Origin of the sequence: Phreatobacter sp. AB_2022a, assembly GCF_026847585.1 — a bacterium.
GTDB lineage: Bacteria > Pseudomonadota > Alphaproteobacteria > Rhizobiales > Phreatobacteraceae > Phreatobacter.
Window position 1 is genome coordinate 1 of the sequence record NZ_JAPSET010000058.1, and the last position, 21,205, is coordinate 21,205.

Consider the following 21,205-nt stretch of genomic DNA (forward strand, 5'->3'; position numbering starts at 1 on the left):
GGCGCCGGCAGGGCCGCGACGGCCATGGCGTCGCGCGGGACGAAATCGAGCTCCACCGGCTCGCGCGCGAAGACGATCGTGACCGGCTCGCCGTCATTGCCGGTCATGGCTTCGTCGAGCGCGGCCTCGCGGGTCGGGAACAGGCAGCCATAGCCGCCGTCGAAGCTCTGCAGCACCCAGAGCCCGGCGGCATTGCGGCCGCAGACGAGCTGCAGCGGTTCCGATGGCTGTCGAAGGATTGCGATCATGCCCATGGCCATCTCCCCCGGTCCGGGGCGATGGTCGAAAGGCTAGTCCCGCCGGCCGTAAGGGCGCGATGGGAAAGCCCGGGCGGGTGATAAGGAGGGTATAAGGACGGCGGATTGCGGCGCCTGGCAGGGCGGAGGCCGTGGTTCGAGGTCGCTTTCGGCTCCCGCCTCACCCTGAGGCCTGGAGATGAACGGCAGCGGGGTTGCTCGTGAAGCCCTGAGCACGGCACTTCATGGCCGCGCTCGATGCCATGCCTTTCCAATCCGCATGGTAAGACGCTCGCTCTCTTGGGCGAGCCTCGAACCACGGCCGACCGTGATGCAGGACGCGGCAAGCCCTAGCCGAGCGGGCGCGCCATCAGCCGGGCCGCGACCTCGTAGCTGGCAAGCTTGGCGGCGAGTTGCGGCGCGTCGACGACATGGAAGCCTTGGCGCCGCCAGAACCCTTCCGAGCCGTTCACGGCGACCAGCGACAGGCTGGAAAAGCCGTTCGCTGCGGCATGAGCGGCGAGCGCCGCGACGACGGTTCCGGCGGCGCCGCTGCCGCGCGCCGCAGGCAGGAGCGCGACATCGTGGATGTAGTAGGTGCTGGGCACGGCCGGCAGCGCGCCGAGCAGCGTGTTGAGCGCCGGCAGCGATCCCGCCGTCCAGGGATGGCTGAGGCAATAGCCGGCCGCCGTTCCCGCGCGCTCCAGGATCCGGCAGCCCGCCGGATAGAGCGCGAGCCGCTCGACATAGACGGCATCGTCCTCGGGGAAGGCCGCGTGCACCTCGGCCGCGATGGCGGTAGCCGCCGCAATGTCGTCGGGCCGCATCAGCCGCCACTGGAACAGGCTCGTCATGACGTTCAGCTCCGCTGCTGCAGGGCGAGCTGGAGGCCGAGGCCGACATAGAGGCCACCGATCACCTTGCCCTGCCAGCGGCCGATCGTCCGATTGCGGCCGATCCAGGCGGCGGCGGGCGCCGCGGCCAGCGCCAGCAGCGTCGTGTAGCTGATGCTCATGGCGACGAAGATCGCGCCGAGCACGACGAGCTGCAGGCTCGGCGCGCCGCGCTCGACATGGACGAATTGCGGCAGGAACGACAGGAAGAACAGCGCCGTCTTCGGGTTGAGCAGCTCGGTCACCACCGCCTGGCGAAAGGCGCTCCGGTCCGGCACACGCGCGACGTCAGGCAGGTCGAGCGCGCCGCCATGCTCGCGCCAGGCGCGGTAGCCGAGATAGACGAGATAGGCGGCGCCGCAATATTTGACGACGTCGAAGGCGAGCGCCGAGGTCATCAGGATGGCGGAGAGGCCGAGCACCGCCATCAGCGTGTGGACGATGTCGCCGACCGCAATGCCGAGGCCGGTGGCGATGCCGGCCCGTGCTCCACCCTTGATGCTGCGCGCGAGCGTCAGCAGCACCGCCGGGCCGGGCACGAGGAACAGCGCCAGCACGACCACCATATAGGTGCCGATCTCGACGAGGCTGAACATGGGCTGCTCCGGGTGGGCGGTGGCGGATGGCGAACAGGGAGTGGCGGATGATCGACCGCCGTGCAAGCCTTCGCCTCGCTACTCGCTACTCGCTACTCGCTACTCGCTACTCGCCTTCACACCCGCTTCCAGGCGCGCTCCACGGCGGCGGGGCGCGTGGCGAAGGTCTTGGCGCCGGCGCGGGTGACCGCCCGCTCCAGCCGGATATGGCGGGCGCCGATGCGCGCGAGCTTGTGGCCGGGCGCGGCCTCCCGGCGCAGCCGCTGGGCGAGCAGGTCGAGATCGCGGATCGAGCCCATCAGCTCGCCGAGCCGGTCGAGCTTGCCGGGTTTGGGATGGGCGCCCTTCGGGCGGACCGGGGCGAGCGCCTCGACGAGATGCAGGCAGTCCTTGATGCGCTTGCGCGCCTCGTGCAGCGGCTCCGCCTCGGGCCGGGCCTCATAGGCGCGGAAGGCCTTGCGCGCCGCCCGGTAGGAGCGCCTGACCGCCTTGGCGAGGAACCGCTTCGGCGCGCGGTCGAGCGGCAGGCGGACGATCGCCTTGCCCTGGCGCTGCAGGGCCCGGCCGAGCGCGGCGAGGTCGACGAGGCCCGACTGGCTCGCTGCCGGCCCGTTGGCGCCGCTGGCGCCCACCGCGCGCGCGGCCTCGTCCAGCGCATGGGCGTCGCGCAGCGGCGCGAGCGCGTGGGCGAAGGCCCGCAGCAGGGCGTTTTCGCGGGCGATCTCGGTGCGGGCGAGCGGCCTGAGCGCGCGCAGCAGGCTGCGCGCGCGCTTGATGTGGCGGCGGGCCTGATGCACCGCCTTGACGTGGTCTGGCTCGGACGCGATCAGCCGGCCGGCGGCGCGGGCATGCGCCGCCGCCATGGTCGCGAGGTCATGCGCTTCGGCGTCAGGCTTCACGCAGCGACCCCGGTGCCGATCGGGCAGGAGACGCCGGTGCCGCCGAGCCCGCAATAGCCGCGCGGATTTTTCGCGAGATATTGCTGGTGGTAGTCCTCGGCGAAATAGAAGGCCGGCGCGTCCAGGATCTCGGTGGTGATCGGCCCGAAGCCGCGCTGGCCGAGCGCTTGCGCATAGGCCGCCTTGGACGCGGCCGCCGCGGCGCGCTGCGCCTCGCTCGTCACATAGATGCCGGAACGGTACTGCGTGCCGACATCGTTGCCCTGGCGCATGCCCTGGGTCGGGTCGTGGCTCTCCCAGAACGTCTTCAGCACCGTCTCGGTCGAGACCTGCGCGGGGTCATAGACCACCAGCACCACCTCGTTGTGGCCGGTCAGTCCCGAGCAGACCTCCTCGTAGGTCGGGTTCGGGGTCGTGCCGGCGGCATAGCCGACGGCCGTCACCCAGACGCCCGGCAGTTCCCAGAACTTGCGCTCGGCGCCCCAGAAGCAGCCGAGGCCGACGATGATGGTCTCGTGGCCGGCCGGATAGGGGCCCTTCAGCGGCCGGCCGTTGATGAAATGACGCTCGGCGGTGGGGATCGGCGTCGCGCGGCCGGGCAGAGCCTCGCCGGCGGAGGGCAGGGACAGCTTCTTGAACGAAAACATGGCCAACCTCTCAGGGTGAAACGTCTCGGCGGCACGAGCCGCCATCGTCGGTGAGGATTTCGTATGGCGCGGGCCCAACGTTACGCGAGCCGGCGCCGGGAGTGAACAGGGCGCATGGCAGGCCCGCTCAGCGCCGGCCGATCACCCCGATCTGCGGCTCGCGGCGGCGGCCCGCGATCATCAGCAGCCCGCCGAGGCCGAGCCCGACGAGCGCGGTGGGCAGCACCAGAAGGTTGAGCATGACCGGATCCCAGAGCCAGGGGAAGCCGGCCTTTTCCAGCGCGGGCTGCACGGCGTTGAGGCTGGCCGGCTGCAGGGTGCGCCAGGTTTCGCCGATCACCGTATAGATCAGCCGGCTGCCGGCGATCGACTTGGTGCCGTCGATGACCAGCGCCACGAAACCGACGGCCACCAGAACGAAGCCGAGCGCGCGGGCGATGAAGCGGATCATGACCGTCGATCTATCCTCTCCCGGTACCAGATAACCAGCGTGGCCGCCCGCCGCAAGGCTGGCGAGGATGGGCCCGTTCCGCGTCAGCGCCCTGCGAGCGGCGCTCCGCTGGCGAAGAACAGGAGCGTCACCAGCCCGAACAGCGGCAGCAGGATGCAGGCCGACCAGGCCATGTAGCCGAAGAAGGAGGGCATGCGGACGCCCATCGACTTGGCGATGGCATAGACCATGAAGTTCGGCGCATTGCCGATATAGCTGTTGGCGCCCATGAACACCGCGCCGGTCGAAATGGCGGCGAGCGTGGTGGCAAGTGGCCCCATCAGCCGCGCCGGATCGCCGCCGGCGAGCTCGAAGAAGACGAGATAGGTCGGGGCATTGTCGAGGAACGAGGAGAGGAGGCCGGTGAGCCAGAAATACATGACGTTGTCGGGCGTGCCGTCGGCGCGCGAAACGAGGGCGACCAGTGGCGCGGCGGCGCCGCCGCGGCCGGCCGCGAGGATCGCCAGGACCGGCACGATGCAGACGAAGATGCCGGCGAAGAGCTTGGCGACCTCGATCACCGGGCCCCAGTTGAAGCCGTTGAGCCGGCGGTTCTCCGGGCTTGCGAGGCGCAGCGAGGCGAGCCCGGCGCCGAGCATGACGAGATTGGACACGATGTCCTCGAGCGCGAGGTGGATGCCGGCGACCGGCACGGCGATCCCCGAGCGCCAGGAGGCGCGCAAGAGGATCGCCGCCACCACCAGCGCGATCAGGCCGAGCATGCCGAGGCCGCGCACGCCGACCCGCGAATCCGGCGTCGGGTCTGGCCTGGTCCGGCCCTCGCGGGCATAGAGCACAGCGTCGAGCGCGGCGAACAGGGCGAGCAGCACGCCGACGACGAAGATCGTCTCGGTGGCGAGCGCGCGCGTCGTCCAGAAGAAGTCGACGCCCTTCAGGAAGCCGACGAACAGCGGCGGATCGCCGAGCGGGGTCAGCGCGCCGCCGCAGTTCGACACGATGAAGATGAAGAATACGACGACATGGACATTGTGCACGCGGTCGTCATTGGCGCGGATGATCGGCCGGATCAGGATCATCGAGGCGCCGGTGGTGCCGACGAGGCTCGCCAGCACCGCGCCGATGGCGAGGATCAGCGTGTTGACGCCGGGCGCGCCGTGGATGTTGCCGGTCACGACGATGCCGCCGGCGATCGCATAGAGCGCGAAGATCAGGATGATGAAGGGCAGGTATTCGGCGAGCAGCGCATGGGCGAGGGCCGTGAGCGCCGGTGCGAAGGGAAAGCTCAGGAACAGCGGCACGACCACCAGCGCCGCCCAGAAGGCGGCGATCTTGCCGTAGTGGTGTTCCCAGAGATGAGGATAGAAGACCGGGCCGGTGGCGATCGAGAGCAGCAGGCCGCAGAAGGGCAGGCCCCAGGCAAGGCCCATGGTCCCGCCGGCAAGGCCTTCGGCGGCGGCCGCCGGCCCGGCGAGCCCGACGGAAAAAAGCGCGGTCACGGCGGCAAGGGCCGCGGCCTTCGATATCGGATGCATCGTTTTCTCGTCCCCCGCGGCCCGTGGCGCCCGCGCGCCAACCCCGCCCGGGCGTTTCAGGTTCTAGCCGCGCCGGGCCCGTCGCGCCAAGCTTCGCCGGCGCCATCAAGATCGATTGAGGACTTCGGCGTTCCGGTCATTGCCGAGCGAGGCCTGATCCGCTAAAGACGTGTCGCGACGTGCTGCGTCGCCGGCATGCACCCATAGCTCAGCTGGATAGAGCGTTGCCCTCCGAAGGCAAAGGTCTCAGGTTCGAATCCTGATGGGTGCGCCATCCTGCTTCTCGTGTCCGACTCGGACAGATGGGTAACAGATTGTACCTAAGACATGGGTGACACTCTCGGCCCGAACGGGTTGTCGAGTGGCTGCAGGGTTTTCTGTTGCAAATCGTAAGAGCCGCGGCCGTCGCTCATGAAGCCGACGAGCCAGATGGCCAACGACGTTGGCGCTATCCAAAGTCGGAGAGGCCGTCACTGAGGCCCGCTTTGCGAAGTCCGTCGAGGAAATGATCGCGATCGAGAGGGTCCCTATACCTGTTGGCGCGCTTCCGGACGAGGTCGAGCGTATTTGAGGGCTGCGCTTCGCCGTTCTCACTCAATTCCAAACACCGCTCGCGAATGAATGTGCGCGCCTCGATACCTGCTTCGTTCGCTCGACCGGTTTGCGCGTAGCACGCGGCAAGCAGCGCGTGCGACCAGCGGTCGCTCGATCGGGCTTCCTTGAGAACATTGATTGCCTCGTCGTATTCGCGAGCGGAATAGAGGGCCAACGCGTGATACCAGTGGTAGATATTGGGCGGAAACGGGTTGAGTCGTTTGGCCGCCTTGATCCAGCTCAGCGCGTCTCGCCAACGCGCCCAGTAAACGAGGATGTTTGCAAAAGCGGCGACGACATCAGCGTCGTTCGGATTGAGCGCGAGAGCACGTTTAAAGTGGGTTTCGGCCTCCTGATCTCGGTTTTGCAGGAAAAGAAGCTGAGCGAAGACGCTGTGCGACCAAGCGTCGTGCTCGTCCAGATCAAGGGCGATTTCGATCTCGCGCCGAGCCTCGTCCAGCGGCGATGCGGCAGGTGATTCCAGAAACGCGGCGCAGACCGCGGTCCAGGCCATATTGGCGTGAGCGCGAGCATAGGCGGGATCGATATCCACCGCCGTCTTGAAGTAGGCTCGCGCCTCCTTCATGCTCCTGACGGTCAATTGACGCCATTTCTCGTTTCCAAGCAGGACGAGATCGTAAGCCGTAATGTTGGATGTCTGTTTGCCCCGCGCGATCTCGCGGCCGGCGTCCTCAAGCCGGCCCGGCAGCGCCGCAACGACCTTGCCGACGATTTCGTCCTGAATCGCGAATATGTCTTCGATCTCGCGGTCGTATCGCTCCGTCCACAAGGTGAAGCCGCTCGCGGCATCCAGAAGCTGGACGGTCACCCGCACGCGCGTTCCGATCCTGCGTGCGCTCCCTTCGGCGACATATCGCACGCCGAGCCGGTGGCCGACCTCCCTGATATCGGCAGATCTGGCCCGGTAAGCGAAACTGGAATGGCGGGCCATGACGAACAGCGACCGGAACCGCGACAATTCCGTGATGATGTCTTCCGTGATCCCATCGGAAAAGTAGTTCTGCGCGGGATCGCCGCTCAAGTTCAGGAACGGCAGCACGGCGATCGACGGTCGGTCGGAAGCCACTGACGGGAGCAGTGCCTGTCGGCTGCCATCGGACAAGACGGTGGCCGGTGGGCCGACATAGCGGTAGCCGCGCCGCGGCAGCGTCTCGATCCACTCATGGCCGCCTTCGGCGGTTGCGAACACCCGGCGCAGAGCCGCCATCTGAACGGTCAGATTGCTTTCCTCGATCGCCAGCCCAGGCCAGGCCGCCTCCATCAAGGCGTCCTTGGAAACCGGTTTGCCCGCCTTCTCCAGCAGCACTCGAAGGAGCGCGACCGCCCGCCTCCCGAGAGCAACCGGCTCGGCGTCGCGAAACAGCGTGTCAGCGTCTGCTTCAAGACGAAATGGGCCAAACTGGTAGAGCGTCGCCATCGTCCAGATGACAGCATTTTTGGAGCTTTTTGCAACTTTTTCCGATCGGATTCAGGACGTCGCGGCGTGCCGCGAGATGATGGCATCGGCATTGATTGCGGGGAGCAAGTCAGATGGAGCGATGGCAGCCACATGACGGCATGATGGGCAGGTCGAACGCGGCAGCTCGGCCCGTCTCACAGCTACAGCTCAAGGGGGAGGTGGTCCTTGAAGGGGCCGCCGGCTATGACGAGGCGCGCCGGGTCTGGAATGGCGCCATCGACAAACGGCCGGCCATGATCGCCTACTGCACGGATGCCGGCGATGTGGTTGAGGCCGTGACGTTCGCGAGATCGCAGGCCTGCCCGGTTGCGGTTCGCAGCGGAGGCCACAACGTTGCCGGCCTGTCGGTCTGTGACGGCGGCATGGTCATCGATCTGTCGCGGATGAAACGGATCGATGTCGATCCGCTCCGTCGCATCGCGCGGGCGGAGGCTGGCCTCAATCTGGGTGAGTTCGATCGCGCCACGCAGGCGCATGGTCTGGCCACCACTATGGGCATCAACAGCGACACCGGCATCGCCGGGCTCACGCTTGGCGGCGGCTTCGGCAAACTTGGGCGCAAATACGGGCTGACCTGCGATAATCTGATTGCCGCGGAAATCGTGACAGCCGACGGCGATATCCTAAGGGTCAGTGCGACGGACCACCCCGACCTGTTCTGGGGCCTGAGAGGCGGCGGTGGCAATTTCGGCATCGCGACCGCGTTCGAGTACCAGTTGCACCCGATCGGCACATCGCTAGTCGTCGCGTCGGCACTCCATCCCTACGATGGCGCGCGCGCGGCCATGCGCTTCTACGATGAGTTTGCTCGCGGCGCCCCCGACGAAGCGAACGTCGATGCTGCCCTCGTGACGCTACCGTCAGGCGAGCGATTCTTCAGTGTGACTGGTTGCTATGTCGGCTCGCATCATGACGGCGAACGCACCCTTTCCCCGATCGTCAAGTTCGGCTCGCCTGTAGAGACGAGCCTGGCGAGCGTTCCATATCTTGAGATTCAATCACGCGGCGATGCCCTGTTTCCGCGCGGCCGCCGCTATTACTGGAAGGCGCAGTACTTGCGCGAGATCGGCACGGGTGTGATCGATGCCGTCCTCGATGCCTATGCCGGAGCCCCCAATAACTCGTCGTTGCTGGTTTTCCAGCACGTCGGCGGTGCGATCGCGCGTGTTCCGGTATCGGCCTCGCCCTACGCAAACCGCGACGCGGCGTTCGACTGCTTTCCGGTCGCGATCTGGGACGATCCCGCTGACGACGAAGCGAACATGCGCTGGGCGCGTGAGTTGTGGAGCTCTGTCAATCCGTATTCGACCGGCGGCGTCTATGCAAATAATCTCGGAGATGAGGGCGAGGGCCGTATTCGCGATGCGTATGGTGAAAATTACGCACGCCTTGTTGCGCTCAAGAGCAAATACGATCCGACCAATTTCTTTCGCCTGAATCAGAATATCAGGCCGACGGCCTAGCCATCGTGTCGGAGGACATCCCGGATGCGAAGCCGCTGGACCATCCTCGCGGTTCTGTTCATCGCGCGCGCCGCCATCGCCTTCCAGTTTCAAAGCGTCGCAGCCGTCGCGCCGCAGTTCGTCCGGGATTTCGCTCCAAGCCTAGCCGACATCGGCGTTCTGATCGGCCTCTATTTCGCGCCCGGGGTCGCGCTGGCCGTGCCCGGCGGCGCGATCGGCCGCCGCTACGGTGACAAGCCGACGGTGCTCGCCGGACTTCTGATGATGCTGGCCGGCGAACTGCTGATGACCGTGTCATCGGTCTGGAGCATGCAGATCGCGGGCCGACTGATTGCTGGGATCGGCGGTATTCTCCTGAACGTTCTGATGACCAAGATGGTCGCGGACTGGTTTGCCGGCCGCGGGCTCGCCACCGCGATGGCGATTTTCATCAACTCATGGCCGGCTGGCGTCGCGGTCGCTCTCATGGTGTTGCCGGCGCTCGGGGGCGCGTTTGGGCTTCACGCCGTCCATCTTGTGGTCGCCGGGCTGATCCTGATCGGTTTTGGCCTCATCGCCTCGGTCTATCGTCCGCCGGACGCTTCCGAGGAAGTCAATGGCGAGTGTGGCAACCTGACCGCCGTCGCCATCTGCGGCGTGCTGGCCGCCGGGTCGATCTGGTGCCTCTACAATATCGGCCTTGCGATGATCTTCAGTTTCGGTCCGTCGATGCTTGTCGAGCGCGGTTGGTCCAGCGGCGCGGCCGGATCGATCATCAGCATCGTGCTTTGGCTGGCGGCGCTTTCCGTCCCATTCGGCGGTTTCCTCGCTGATCGGAGCAAGCGCGGCGAGGCCATCCTGGTGTCGGGCTGCATCGCCTTCGCCCTCCTGGCGCTCCTGCTGTCGCGAAGTGGCGCGGTGCTCCCCGTCGTCATCGTTCTTGGAATGATCTGCGGCTTGCCCGCCGGTGCGATCATGAGCCTGCCCGCGCGTGTGCTCGAGCAGAAGACGCGGTCGATGGGCATGGGACTTTTCTACGCGATATACTACGCAGGCATGCTGGCCGGCTCGGCGGTCGGGGGAATGCTCTCAACCTCGGTTGGCTCCGCGCGCGCCGCGCTCGATTTCGGCGCCACCGCGCTCCTGGTTTGTCCTGTCGTCCTCTGGCTCTTCCACCGTATCGTTGCCGGTCGGAATCAACCAGTCTCCTCATCGCCTTGAAGCATGCGCAGACGGGCGTCCTGCGAGATCGCGACTGTGCGGCCGCGCTGCAATCGCTGATGAACCCGCTCACGATGGTGTGCCGTCCGTCCGAGTCGACCGTCAATTGGATTGAGGTTGAGAAAGAAAGCGCTGGCGTGCGCGATACACCCAGCGCACAGCTTGTTGTGGGGATCCGGTGAGCGCGACCCCGCCGCTTGCGGCACAGATCGGCGATCGAAACGTCAGCCTCCTGTTCCTTCGAGATCGCGATGATCTGCCCTCACGGGAAGCGGCTACGCTTCATGTTCTGGTCCTCGCGAGAGCCCGGAATGGACTTCAAGCGGGATCGGAATTGAGGATCAGCGTCGGTCCCGACGTCCACCCTTCGGTGAAGCGGGACAGCGACAGCCCGGACCAGGGTCGCTCGCTCAGGAGAGGACTGTCGGCCCCGGATGCCGCGCCGGATGGACAAAGACCAGTCCGTCCTGTTCGCCGTCGGCCACGCTGTATCGGCCTCCGGCGGTGCGGTTCCGCCCGGCGCGCTTGGCGGCATAGAGGAATTGGTCCGCCCGTTCGAAAGCCGCCTCGATCGGCTCCCCGTCCATCGTCAGGGTCACGCCGAAACTCGCGGTGAACACGCCGTGAGCGCCGCTCTGCGTCCACCGTTCCGTCTCGAACTGCCGCCGCATGGCGTCCGCGGCGGCGATGGCCTCCTCGAGCGGGCTATCGGCAAGCAGCACGCCGAATTCCTCGCCGCCGAGGCGGATGACGCAACCATGCTCGCCGGCGCAGGCCTGCAGCAGCGAACCGAAGCGCATGATGACGAGGTCGCCGAAGGAATGGCCGAAGCGGTCGTTGATCGACTTGAAATGGTCGATATCGGCCAGGATGACGGCGGTCGACGGGCCCATGAACTGCCTGCCCCGGGGCGAAGCCAGGAGCGAGTCCAGGCCTCGTCGGTTGAGCAGGTTGGTCAAGGGATCGGTGTCGGCGGTCCTGCGGTATTTTTCGATGGCATCGAGACTGGTGGCGATCATCACCGCGAAGGCCAGGACGATGCTGCCGATGAGGCCGGTATATTGGACGAGGTTGCCCAGAACCGACGTGCGCCACGCGCCGACCTTCTCGCCGGCATTGGGGGCTGCCATGTAAAGCAGGCATTGCAACGTCAGCAGGGCCGCGAAGAGCAGAAATGTCCATGACAGCAGCCGGTCTGCCTTGGTCGTGGCGACCTTGGAGAAGCGGATGGTCCCGATCCACAGGGTGACGGCGCAGCAGGCCTGAACAAAAATCGTCTCCCAGCGGACGCTCTTCAGCAAGGTCAGCGCGACGATGATCATGGCCGTGCAGACGACAACGATGCCGACATCAAAACGAAGGCTGCTCCTGATGTTGAGCCGGTCATTCAAGGCGCGGCATGCGAGAATGACGCTGATCAGGATGAAATTGTCCTCGGCGATCTGCTTGAAGGGGCTCGTCCACTCCAGCTCGATCAGCATCAGCGCATAGCCGCCGGCGAGGAAGCACAAAGAATAGCCCCAGCGGGCGGTCGAAAATCCCAGAAACCTGATGCCGATGAACGCCAGCCCGCACATCATGATGCCGGCGGGTACGATCCAGTCGATGGGCGTTATGGGCATGACGTGACCGGACTGTCCGGGAACTTTGCGGGATGACCCGGAGGAATAGGGACTGTCATTCCATAACGGGTGGCACTTAACGGTTTGTCCGATGGCCCGGGGCGGCCGCCCGGCCGCCATGGCGCGTTCAAGGCCAGCCATTCCGCCGCGGATAGCCTGGCTGGGTGCCCGAAGGCAATTCCGAGGCTTGTCGGCAGCGGCCGGCCTCGCCATCCCCGGCCGCCGCGCCTGGCGCAGCGGCGCAGGAGGCGCGCGCTGGATGCCGGCTCTCACGAACGGGATGCGGTCCGGCGGCCGCGACCGCAGGTCGCGACGGCACCGGCTCCTCCGGCACATGACACCTGTGATCCGCCGAACCGGAAAATGCCCGCCGCGAGATCAACGCCGCCACCGTCTGCAGCTCCGGCATGATCGTAATCGCTTGGTCGTGAACCAATCCGTGGTCTATCGTCCCTGGCAAACGGCTCGCGAGCGAAAGTCGACGATTGATCGTCGGGTTTCTTCCGCGTGTTCTATTCGATATTCGGATCATTCATTTATGGAGTAGAGCATGGGAGAGAGTGTGCGGAATGATGCTTCTGCTTCGGTCGTCTCTCGGAAGGAGTTGTTTCAAGATCATTCCCAGCACGCCGACGTGGTGAAAATCGCCGCCGCGCTGGTCTGCGTCGCCGTCATCGTCGCCGGGCTCTTTTATGGCCGCAGCGTGCTGATCCCGCTGGCGATAGCCTTCCTGATCGGCTTTGCGCTCAATCCGGTCGTCGTCTGGTTCGAACGGATCGGCCTGCCGCACGTGCTCGCCGTCATCCTCGTGATCACGACGGCCCTCGCGATTCTCGGCGGTTTCGGCCTGCTGCTGGGATCCCAGGTTCGGAGCCTCAGCCAGGATCTCCCGACTTATCAATCGACGATCCGAACCAAGATCGCGGATCTGCGCACGCAGTTTGGCGGCCCCGGCATTTTCGACGGCGCGCTGGCGACCGTCGATACCGTGCAAAGAGAAGTTCAGACCGCGGAGCCTTCCTCCGCGGACAGCAGCAGGCCCCAGCGCGTCGAGCTCGTCCCGGCGTCGAAGTCGCCGTTCCAGACCGCCTTCGAATGGCTGATCCCCTCGCTCGAGCCGATCGCGACGGCCGGCATCGTTTTCGTCTTCGTCTGCCTGGTCCTGCTGGATCGGAGGGATCTGCGCGATCGGCTGCTTCGCATGCTCGGCGGCAACCTGCATCGATCGACGGACGCGATGGAGGAGGCCGGCAGCCGGATCAGCAAATATCTTCTTATGCAGCTGATGGTGAACGTCAGCTACGGCGTGCCGATCGGGCTGGGTCTCTGGTTCATCGGCGTTCCCGGAGCGCTCCTGTGGGGCACGGTCGCGGCCGTCATGCGGTTCGTCCCGTATGTGGGGCCGATGATCTCGGCGATCTTCCCGATCGCGCTGGCTTTTGCCGTCGATCCCGGCTGGAACATGGTGATCTGGACCGTCGCTCTGATCCTGGTGCTGGAGCTCGTCAGCAACAATGTGGTCGAGCCGCTCCTCTACGGTTCCAGCACGGGGCTGTCGGCCATGTCCTTGATGGTGTCGGCCATGTTCTGGACGGCGCTCTGGGGACCGCTGGGTCTGGTCCTGTCCACCCCATTGACCGTCTGCCTGCTCGTCGTCGGGCGCAATCTGCCCCAGCTCCGGTTCCTCGACACGCTCCTTGGATCGACGCCGGCATTGAATCTGCCGACGCGGATCTATCAGAGATTGCTGGCCGACGACCCGGACGAGGCGATCGCGATCGTCAATGAAGAGATCGCGACGACCTCGGTCCGCGATTTCTACAACACCGCCGGCATCGAGGTTCTGCGCCTCGCGGGCGAAGACCATCTGCGCCATGCGACCGCCGAACACCGCTTGCGCGTGGCCAACGGAATGGATGCCCTGCTCGACGACCTCAGGGAACAATATGCCGCGCCGGATCGCGCGGGTGCCCCGCCGCGCGTGACATGCATCGGTGGCAAATGGCAGATCGATTCCGTTTCCGCGGAGATGCTTGCCCATGCCCTTTCGCTCGACGGCGTCCCGGCGGATTTCCGCTCGGCAGGGGTCGTGACGGCGAGCTATCTGGACAAGCTGGACCTGGAGCAGGACGGCATTGTCTGCGTGACCTACTTCAGTGCGGAGCCGGAGAAGGCGGCGAAGCATTTCTGCCGTCGTCTGCGCCACAGATGGCCCGGGCTGCGCATCGTGCTGGCGCTCTGGAACGCTCCGGCCGAGCTTCTGGAGGCTGATCCGCGCCAGCGCCTCGGCGCCGATGAAGTCGTCGCGTCGGTCGAGGAAGGGGTTCGCAGGATTCACCGGATGGCGGCGCCCGACGAGGCGCTCGCGGCCCAGAAGGCGCAGGCCCCGGAAAACGACGACGAGCGCGTTCGGGCGCTCGGCCTTTCCGGCGTGCTCGACGGCCGGGCCCGCGAGGAGCTGGATGGACTCGCGAGGCGAGCCGCCGAGGCGTTCGACGTCGGTTTCGCGGTGATCTCCGCGATCGACGCCGATCGGGAGTTCATCATCGGGCAAAGCCGCAATCTGCCGGGAACGCTGACCGCCGACGGGACCGACATGATCACCATGCCTCGCGAGGAGGCGGTCTGTGATCACGTCGTGTCGAGCGGCGAGACGCTGGTGGTGCCGGATACGAAGCGCGATCCCCGGTTCGCCGACCATCCGGCCATAGCGCTCTGGAACACGCGGTTCTATGCGGGCGCGCCCTTGCGCACGGAGCAGGGACACGTGTTCGGCGCCCTCTGCCTGCTGGACACCAGGCCACGGGACCTGGCGAAGGACGAAGAGGACCTGCTCAATGCTCTCGCCGCGGATGTCGTCGCCGCGATCGCGGGACAGGAGGGCGGGAACGCTCTGCGTTCCAAGCTTTCGTCGAAAGGGTCGGCATCTCTCGGCCAATCCGTGCCGGAATGAGGGTCGGTGCACCGATCGCGGCGTGATGTCATCGGTCGGCTGCCCGGGCCTCGGGCCCGAGCGGTGGCCGCTTCGCCGATCGCTCCCGCACTTCGGCACGGCGGGCTTCCAAGGCTTGCAAACCGGCGGCCGGGCGGGATCGCCTTTCGCCGAGAGCCCGCCAGCGCGGGACGTTGGCCGCATATCGCGCGGCGCATCGAGCTCGTCCACGTCCCGGCCGGCTTCGCGGGTGGAGTCCGGCCTGCGGCGACAGCGCAGTCATAAGGATTTACTAAGCTTTTCCGCCACTGATACTCAAAAGTGTCCAGCGTCTGATGATTCGCGGAAGAGGAGTGGGGCGGTTGGACAATAACAGTGCAGAAATGGAAATTGCCGCTCGCCGCTTCGACAGGTCTATCGGCAGTGCGCTGAAGGCGGCGCTGCTGAGTTCCACCAGCCGCCATTGCGCCGGCCTGGCCGTCGTCATGACGGTGCTCCTGCCCTTCGGGGCGGCGCTCGCGCAATGCGCGCCGCCGCCGGCAGCGGTCAGCCTCTCCTCGGGCAGTTGCGAAGACCCGGCCTTCACCGCGCGCGAGAGCGCGGGCACGGTGATCGACGTTTCCGGCAGCGGCAGCTACCGCGCCACCTCCACCCATCTCCTGGTGACCGGCAGCGGTTATGGTGCGCAGGCGACGGCAGGCGGAACGATCGTCCTGACGGGCACGCCGGACAGCGCCACGCTCAGCGAGATCACGACCAATGGCGTGGGCAGCCACGGGCTCAACGCCGAAGGCGGCGGCCTGATCACCGCCGACAACACGGCGATCCACACCAACGATGCCGGAGCCTACGGCGTCAGGGCGGTCGGGACCGGCAGCAGCGTTCTGCTGATCGACAGCGCGGTGAGCACCTCCGGCAACGGCGCGTATGGCGTCTATGCGGCCGGCGGCGGGATCGTCTCGCTCACCCGCAGCGATATCCAGACCTCCGGCACAGGCGCTTCGGCCGTGTTCGCGGCCGCCGGCGGCTCGATCGTCCTGAACAATCTGAGCACCTTCAGCACAGGCGCAAGCGATGCCTTCGGCGCCGTCGCTTCGGGCGCCGGCAGCAGTCTCGTCCTGAACCGGGTCTACGTGAACGTCTCTAGCAACGGCAGCGCCGGCCTGTTCGCCGACGGCGGTGGAACGATCGTGCTCAATGGCGGGGCGGTCGCCACCGGCGACTATGACGGCGGCACCATCATCGCCGCCACGCCCGGCATCCTCGCCCGCGGCGGCGGCAGCAGGATCGAGGTCAGCAACGGCGCGACATCCGCCACCTATGGCGCGAACAGCCCGGGCGTCTGGGCCGATGCGGGGGCGCGGATCGACTTTGCCGGCTACGGCATCTTCACCTATCAGCCCAATTCCGCCGGCGCGCGCGCGGATGCCGGCAGCACGGTCACCCTGACCGGCACCATCGTCCGCACCACCGGCCCGTCCAGCGCCGGCCTGCTTGCCGGCGGCGGAAGCACGATCATCGTGAGGAACACCGAGGTCAGCACCGGCTACCGGGTGACCACCGGCGATCCGCCGGTCCTGCAGTTCCCGAGCGCCGAGATCGGCCGGGAAGCGCATGGCGCGGATGTGTCGGGTGCCGGCAGCCGGCTGCTGGCCGACAATGTCAAGGTCACGACCGGCGGCGACGGCGCCGTCGGCGTCAGGGTCAGCCAGGGCGGCACGGCGATGATGGCCGGCGGCAGCATCGCGACCCGGGGCGCCGAGACGCCTGCCGCCGGCGCCGCCGACGGCGCCCGGGCGACGGATGCCGGCAGTGGCATCATCCTGACCGGCACCACGATCAGCACCGCCAACATCCGTGCGGCGGGACTGCACGCGATGGCTGGCGGCACGATCGCGGGCACGGACGTCACCATCGCCACGCAGGGGCAGGGCGCCGTCGGCGCCCGGGCCGAGGATGCCGGCAGCGCCGTAGCCCTGATCCGTGGCAGCATCACCACCGCCGGTGCAGGCGCCGCGGGCGTCCAGGCCGGCAGCGGCGGCGCCGTGGAGATTGCCGGAGGCTCGGTGGCCACCACGGGCAGCGCCGCGCATGGCATCGCCGCCGTCGACAGCGGCACGCTCGCCGTCGCGGGCACCGCGGTGACCGTGAGCGGCGCCGGCGCCGCCGCGATCCACCTCGCCGGCGCCGCGCCGAGCACCGTGTCGGTCATCGGCGGCAGCCTCGCCGCCGCGAGCGGTGCGATCGTCCTGGCCGAAGGCAGCACCGGCACTGTCTCGATCAGCGGCGGCACCACGATCAGTCCGGCCGTCGTCAATGGGCGGCTGCTGCTGGCGCAGGTGACCGAGGATGGCGCAGGCCATGCGGCCAACCTCACGCTGAACGTGTCCGGCATGCCGGCGCTTGCCGGCGACATCGTCGTCGATCCTTCGACCCTCGCCTACAATCTCGCCGGCAGCCGCTGGGCGGGCAATCTCGTGCTCGTCGGCCCGGGCAATACCGCGAGCGCAAGCCTGACTGCGTCGCAATGGACCGGCGACCTGCTGGCCGATGCCGGCAACACCGCGCGCGTCGCGCTGGCGGATGGCAGCCGCTGGACCGGCCTCGCGCGAAACGCGACCACCGTCGGCATCGACGCCGGCAGCGCCTGGGTCGTGACCGGGGATTCCAACGCGACCGGCGCCGTCACCAATGCCGGCCTGATCCAGTTCCTCGCGCGTGACGCGGCCTATACCGTGCTTTCGGTCGGCAGCTATGCCGGCAGCAATGGCCGGATCGGCTTCAACACCTATCTCGGTGCAGACAACGCGCCGACCAACGTCCTGGTGGTGAATGGCGGCGCCGCCACCGGCAGCACGGCGGTGCTGATCACCAATACCGGCGGCCCGGGTGCGCTGACCACCGCCGACGGCATCCGGCTGGTGCAGGTGACGGGCGGCGGCACCACCGCCGCCGGGGCCTTCACGCTCGGCCACCGCGTCGCCGCGGGGGCCTATGAATACCAGCTTTTCCGCGGCGGCAGCACCGATCCGAACGACTGGTTCCTGCGCTCCCACCTGATTCCGAGCGCCACGGACCCGACCAGCCCGCCCCCGCCCCCGCCGCCGAGCGAGCCGGTGATCCCGCTCTATCGCCCGGAAGTGGCGCTCTATGCGCCGATCCCTGCGGTCGGCCGGCAGATCGCGCTTGCGACCCTCGGCACCCTGCACGAGCGTGTCGGCGAGGAAGAGAACATCCGCGGCCTGCCGACCCGCGGCCATGCCAGCGGCGTCTGGGGCCGCATCATCGGCGAACGCACCGGCAGCCGCTGGGACGGCACGGTCGGCAGCCGCGCCGCGGCCGACCTCATCGGCCTGCAGGCCGGCATCGACCTCATCCGGACCGAGCCCTATGCCGGTGGCCATCGCGACCATTTCGGCGTCTACGGCGCCTATGCCGACTACAGCGCATCCTCGGTCTCCGGTTTCGCCCTCGGCGTCCAGAACCTGCGCGTTGGCAAGCTGTCCATGGCCGGCTCTTCGGCCGGCGCCTACTGGACCCATTTCGGTCCCGGCGGCTGGTATGTCGACGCCGTTTTCCAGGGCACCTGGTACACCGTCAACGCGCGCTCGGACTACGGCACCGGACTTTCCACCAAGGCCACCGGCTACACGGCTTCGCTGGAAGCCGGCTACCCGATCCGCTTCGGCGCGGGCAACCGCTGGCAGATCGAGCCGCAGGTGCAGATCATCTCCCAGGGCATCGCGGTGGATCGCTCCGGTGACGCCTATTCCAGCGTGAGCTGGAGCGAGGGCCATGCCTGGACCGGACGGCTCGGGGCCCGGCTGCAATATACCGACCAGGACGCGCGGGGCACGCTCTGGCAGCCCTTCGCGCGGGTCAATCTCTGGCACGCCTTCTCCGGCAGCGACGGCGCGGTCTTCGGCCAGTCCTCGCCCACCATCGAGACCCGCTTCGGCGGCACCGCGCTCGAGGTCGGTGGCGGCGTCACCGCGCGGGTCAACCAGACGCTGAGCTTCTACGGGCAGGCCAGCTACCGCTGGTCGCTCGATGGCCGCAGCCGCCAGACCGCCGCCACCGGCACCTTCGGCGTCCGGCTCAACTGGTGACGTCTCTTGCCGGCGCCGCGCGCGCCGGCCGTCCACGCGACGCTCCGGACCTGGCCTCCACGTCGTACGAGTGCGCCCGGTCCGGCTCAGTCGCCGGCGCGTGTCCGCCGGATCAGCTCGAAGACGCCGGAAATGTCTTCGTCCGCGGTTCCCGGACCGAGCCGCCTGCGGAAGAGATCCAGCATTGGTGCGAGCAGATCGGTGGCGACGCCCTGCTCGCTGATGGCGGTCAGGATATTGCCGAGGGAGGCGGTCTGCATGCCGAGACCGGACACCACGCCGACGCGATGGTCGCCGCTGTCGATCTTCTCGGCATAGCCGGGCAGTTCGCCCATCATGGCGGTCATCCAGGGGACGAGGAGCTTCAGGAACTCGCCTGCGCCGATGCCTTCGGAATCGACCAGCGCGGTGGCCTGGAAGAAGCCGGCGAACAGCCCGTACATGCCGCTGAGGAGCGCCAGATCGTGCAGCGAAGCGAGCCCGGCATCCGCGCCGAGATAGCGCGCCGTGCCGAGCCCTTCGAGCGTTGCGGCATGCGCGTCGAAGGTCGTCTTCGACCCGCTGTAGAGAATGAGCGCATGCTCGCCGCCGATCATCGGCGGCGTCGCCATGATGCCGCCGTCGAGATAGGCGGCCTCCAGTCCGGCGGCATGTTCGGCCGCGGCGCGCGCCTGTGCCGGCGTGCCGTTGGTGAGGTTGACCAGCGTCCGCCCGGCGAGCGCCGGCGCCGCATCGTCGATCACGGCGGCCGCGGCCGCATAGTCCAGCACGCACAGCACGGCGATGTCGCTGGCGGCGACGGCCTCGGCGGCCGAAGCGGCCTCGCGCGCACCCTTGGCGGCGAGCGCCATGGCCTTGCCGCGCGTGCGGTTCCAGACCGTGACGGCGTGTCCCTGTGTCAGAAGGCGGGCGGCGAGCGCCTGTCCCATGGCCCCGAGGCCGAGGATCGCGATGGTAGCCATGTCCGTGTGCATCTTTCCTGGTTCGCAAGGCCCGCCGGCCTTGCCGACGACGGTGACCAGGAGATGCGGTGTTGGACGCCGGGCCTGTAGCGGGTTATCCGTGGACCTATCGTCCACAGACCGGAACGATGTGCCGCCGAAATGCTGAATCTCAACGACCTCCTCGTTTTCGTTCAGGTGGTGAACCACGGCGGCTTCGCTGCGGCCGGCCGCGCCCTCGGCCTGCCGAAATCGACGCTCAGCAAGAGGCTCTCCGAGCTGGAAAGGGCGGTCGGCGTGCGCCTGATCCAGCGAACCTCGCGCAGCTTCGCCGTCACCGCGGTCGGCCGGGATTTTCATCGCCACGCCGCGGCCATGCTGATCGAGGCCGAGGCCGCGGAGAATGTCGTCAAGGGCCATCTGGCTGAGCCGAGCGGAACGGTGCGGATCACGGCCTCGCTGCCGATCGCCCAGTTCCGCCTGGCGCCGCTGCTGCCGCGCCTTGCGGCCGCCTATCCGAAGGTCCGCATCATGCTCGACGTTTCCGACCGGTTCGTCGACATCGTGCAGGACGGCTTCGACATCGCCATCCGGAACCACTTCGCGCCTTTGCCCGATACCGATCTCGTGCAGCGCCGCATCCATGACGACCCCGCCTGGCTGGTCGCATCGGCGGGTTATGCCGCGGCGAAAGGTATGCCATCGGAGCCCGGCGATCTCGACGGCTGCGACGGCCTCGTGGCCTCACCCTCGGATCGGACCTGGACCCTGCGCGACGAAGCGGGCGCGGTGGCCGAGATCGCGCCGTCGCCGCGCTATGTCGCCAACGAGACCGTAGCGCTGCGGGAGGCGGCGCGGGCCGGGCTCGGCGTGGCCTGCCTGGCGAGCGGCTTCTGCGCGCCGCTGATCGCATCCGGCGCGCTGGTCCGCCTGCTGCCGGGCTGGACCGCGCGCGGGGTGACGACGACCCTGCTGATGCCGCATCGCCGCGGCCAGCTGCCCGCCGTCCGGGTGGTTGCCGACCGGCTCATCGACGATCTCTCGCAGTCGCCGTTCGGCGCGGAGCCCGTGCACCTCGGCTGAGGATCCGCGGCGCGTCCGGCAATCCGGGCGCCGACGCGGTTGCCAAAAGTCCGCCGCGCCGCTAGTGGATCGCGCCATGTCATTGTCTGAGCTTGTGCCCGCCACATAGGCGGCTCGGGGATATCGATCCCGCTTGCTGCCCGAACACGCGATGGGATGCGGTTCCATCGCGCGATGTGTTGCGCCTGCCATGCGCGTCGGAGCGATGCGTCCCCGGCATGGTCGGCGAAAGCGGGCTTACCTTCACAATGAACATCTCGAAGGCCGAACAGCGCGTGCTGCACGCGCTGGCGCAGGGCGGGCGCATCCAGCACCGCCGCGACGCAGACACCGGCAGCATCCGCGAGGTCGACTGCTTCACGCGCGAGGGCTGGCGGCTCGCCGATTGCACCCTGGCGATCTTCGGATCGCTCCGGCGCAAGCGGCTGATCGCCAGCCGGGACGGCGCGCCCTACCGCATCACGCGGCACGGCTTGCGGTCGCTGCGCGCGCAGATGGACAACCGCTGAGGCGGGGCGCAAGCGCTC

Annotated in this window: 15 protein-coding genes, 1 tRNA gene and 1 pseudogene; 7 read left to right on the top strand and 10 right to left on the bottom strand. The window is 67.6% G+C overall.

The window, feature by feature from the left end:
* From OZ671_RS27960 to OZ671_RS27990, 7 genes and pseudogenes are all read right to left on the bottom strand, one after another.
* Window positions 1-254 (bottom strand): annotated as a pseudogene (locus tag OZ671_RS27960) (hypothetical protein); the annotation flags it as partial.
* A 332-nt stretch (window positions 255-586) separates the two neighbouring features.
* Complete coding sequence (locus OZ671_RS27965; protein ID WP_268863758.1) at window positions 587-1,090, bottom strand: GNAT family N-acetyltransferase; 504 nt, start codon at window positions 1,088-1,090, stop codon at window positions 587-589.
* A 5-nt stretch (window positions 1,091-1,095) separates the two neighbouring features.
* Window positions 1,096-1,725: a LysE family translocator gene (locus tag OZ671_RS27970; RefSeq protein ID WP_268863759.1), complete on the bottom strand. Its 630-nt coding sequence runs from the start codon at window positions 1,723-1,725 to the stop codon at window positions 1,096-1,098.
* A gap of 116 nt (window positions 1,726-1,841) precedes the next feature.
* Window positions 1,842-2,624 (bottom strand): CHAD domain-containing protein, encoded by a 783-nt coding sequence (locus OZ671_RS27975; protein ID WP_268863760.1) that lies wholly within the window; start codon window positions 2,622-2,624, stop codon window positions 1,842-1,844.
* Window positions 2,621-3,271, bottom strand: coding sequence for a peptide-methionine (S)-S-oxide reductase MsrA (gene msrA / locus OZ671_RS27980; protein WP_268863761.1), 651 nt, complete (start codon window positions 3,269-3,271; stop codon window positions 2,621-2,623). The genes OZ671_RS27975 and msrA overlap by 4 nt, the downstream gene beginning before the upstream one ends.
* 127 nt (window positions 3,272-3,398) lie before the next feature.
* Window positions 3,399-3,722 (bottom strand): hypothetical protein, encoded by a 324-nt coding sequence (locus OZ671_RS27985; protein ID WP_268863762.1) that lies wholly within the window; start codon window positions 3,720-3,722, stop codon window positions 3,399-3,401.
* A gap of 83 nt (window positions 3,723-3,805) precedes the next feature.
* A complete protein-coding gene (locus OZ671_RS27990) occupies window positions 3,806-5,254 on the bottom strand; it encodes a sodium:proton antiporter (protein ID WP_268863763.1) in 1,449 nt (482 codons plus the stop codon).
* 197 nt (window positions 5,255-5,451) lie between these two features.
* On the opposite strand from OZ671_RS27990, the gene OZ671_RS27995 reads away from it, so the two are divergent.
* Window positions 5,452-5,528: transfer RNA gene (locus tag OZ671_RS27995), tRNA-Arg, on the top strand.
* 174 nt (window positions 5,529-5,702) lie between these two features.
* Here the strand turns inward: OZ671_RS27995 and OZ671_RS28000 are convergent.
* A complete protein-coding gene (locus OZ671_RS28000) occupies window positions 5,703-7,286 on the bottom strand; it encodes a winged helix-turn-helix domain-containing tetratricopeptide repeat protein (protein WP_268863764.1) in 1,584 nt (527 codons plus the stop codon).
* 113 nt (window positions 7,287-7,399) lie between these two features.
* On the opposite strand from OZ671_RS28000, the gene OZ671_RS28005 reads away from it, so the two are divergent.
* A complete protein-coding gene (locus OZ671_RS28005; RefSeq protein ID WP_268863765.1) occupies window positions 7,400-8,791 on the top strand; it encodes an FAD-binding oxidoreductase in 1,392 nt (463 codons plus the stop codon).
* A 24-nt stretch (window positions 8,792-8,815) separates the two neighbouring features.
* Complete coding sequence (locus tag OZ671_RS28010) at window positions 8,816-9,991, top strand: MFS transporter (protein ID WP_268863766.1); 1,176 nt, start codon at window positions 8,816-8,818, stop codon at window positions 9,989-9,991.
* Between the two features lie 410 nt (window positions 9,992-10,401).
* Here the strand turns inward: OZ671_RS28010 and OZ671_RS28015 are convergent, their stop codons facing one another.
* On the bottom strand, window positions 10,402-11,826 hold the full coding sequence (locus tag OZ671_RS28015) for a GGDEF domain-containing protein (RefSeq protein ID WP_268863767.1): 1,425 nt from the start codon (window positions 11,824-11,826) through the stop codon (window positions 10,402-10,404).
* Window positions 11,827-12,163: 337 nt separating this feature from the next.
* On the opposite strand from OZ671_RS28015, the gene OZ671_RS28020 reads away from it, so the two are divergent.
* Window positions 12,164-14,566 carry an AI-2E family transporter gene (locus tag OZ671_RS28020; RefSeq protein WP_268863768.1) on the top strand — a complete coding sequence of 801 codons (2,403 nt, stop codon included), beginning with the start codon at window positions 12,164-12,166 and terminating at the stop codon, window positions 14,564-14,566.
* Between the two features lie 362 nt (window positions 14,567-14,928).
* Window positions 14,929-18,654 (top strand): autotransporter outer membrane beta-barrel domain-containing protein, encoded by a 3,726-nt coding sequence (locus OZ671_RS28025; RefSeq protein WP_268863769.1) that lies wholly within the window; start codon window positions 14,929-14,931, stop codon window positions 18,652-18,654.
* An 86-nt stretch (window positions 18,655-18,740) separates the two neighbouring features.
* On the opposite strand, the gene OZ671_RS28030 is transcribed toward OZ671_RS28025, so the two are convergent.
* Window positions 18,741-19,616, bottom strand: a complete 876-nt coding sequence (locus OZ671_RS28030; protein WP_268863770.1) for an NAD(P)-dependent oxidoreductase — start codon at window positions 19,614-19,616, stop codon at window positions 18,741-18,743.
* 141 nt (window positions 19,617-19,757) lie between these two features.
* Here OZ671_RS28030 and OZ671_RS28035 point away from each other — a divergent pair, with 141 nt between their 5' ends.
* Both OZ671_RS28035 and OZ671_RS28040 read left to right on the top strand, forming a co-directional pair.
* Window positions 19,758-20,678 (top strand): LysR substrate-binding domain-containing protein, encoded by a 921-nt coding sequence (locus OZ671_RS28035; RefSeq protein ID WP_268863771.1) that lies wholly within the window; start codon window positions 19,758-19,760, stop codon window positions 20,676-20,678.
* A 248-nt stretch (window positions 20,679-20,926) separates the two neighbouring features.
* Entirely contained in the window at window positions 20,927-21,187 is a 261-nt protein-coding gene (locus OZ671_RS28040) for a YjhX family toxin (protein ID WP_268863775.1), read from the top strand.
* The last annotated feature ends 18 nt before the right edge of the window (window positions 21,188-21,205 follow it).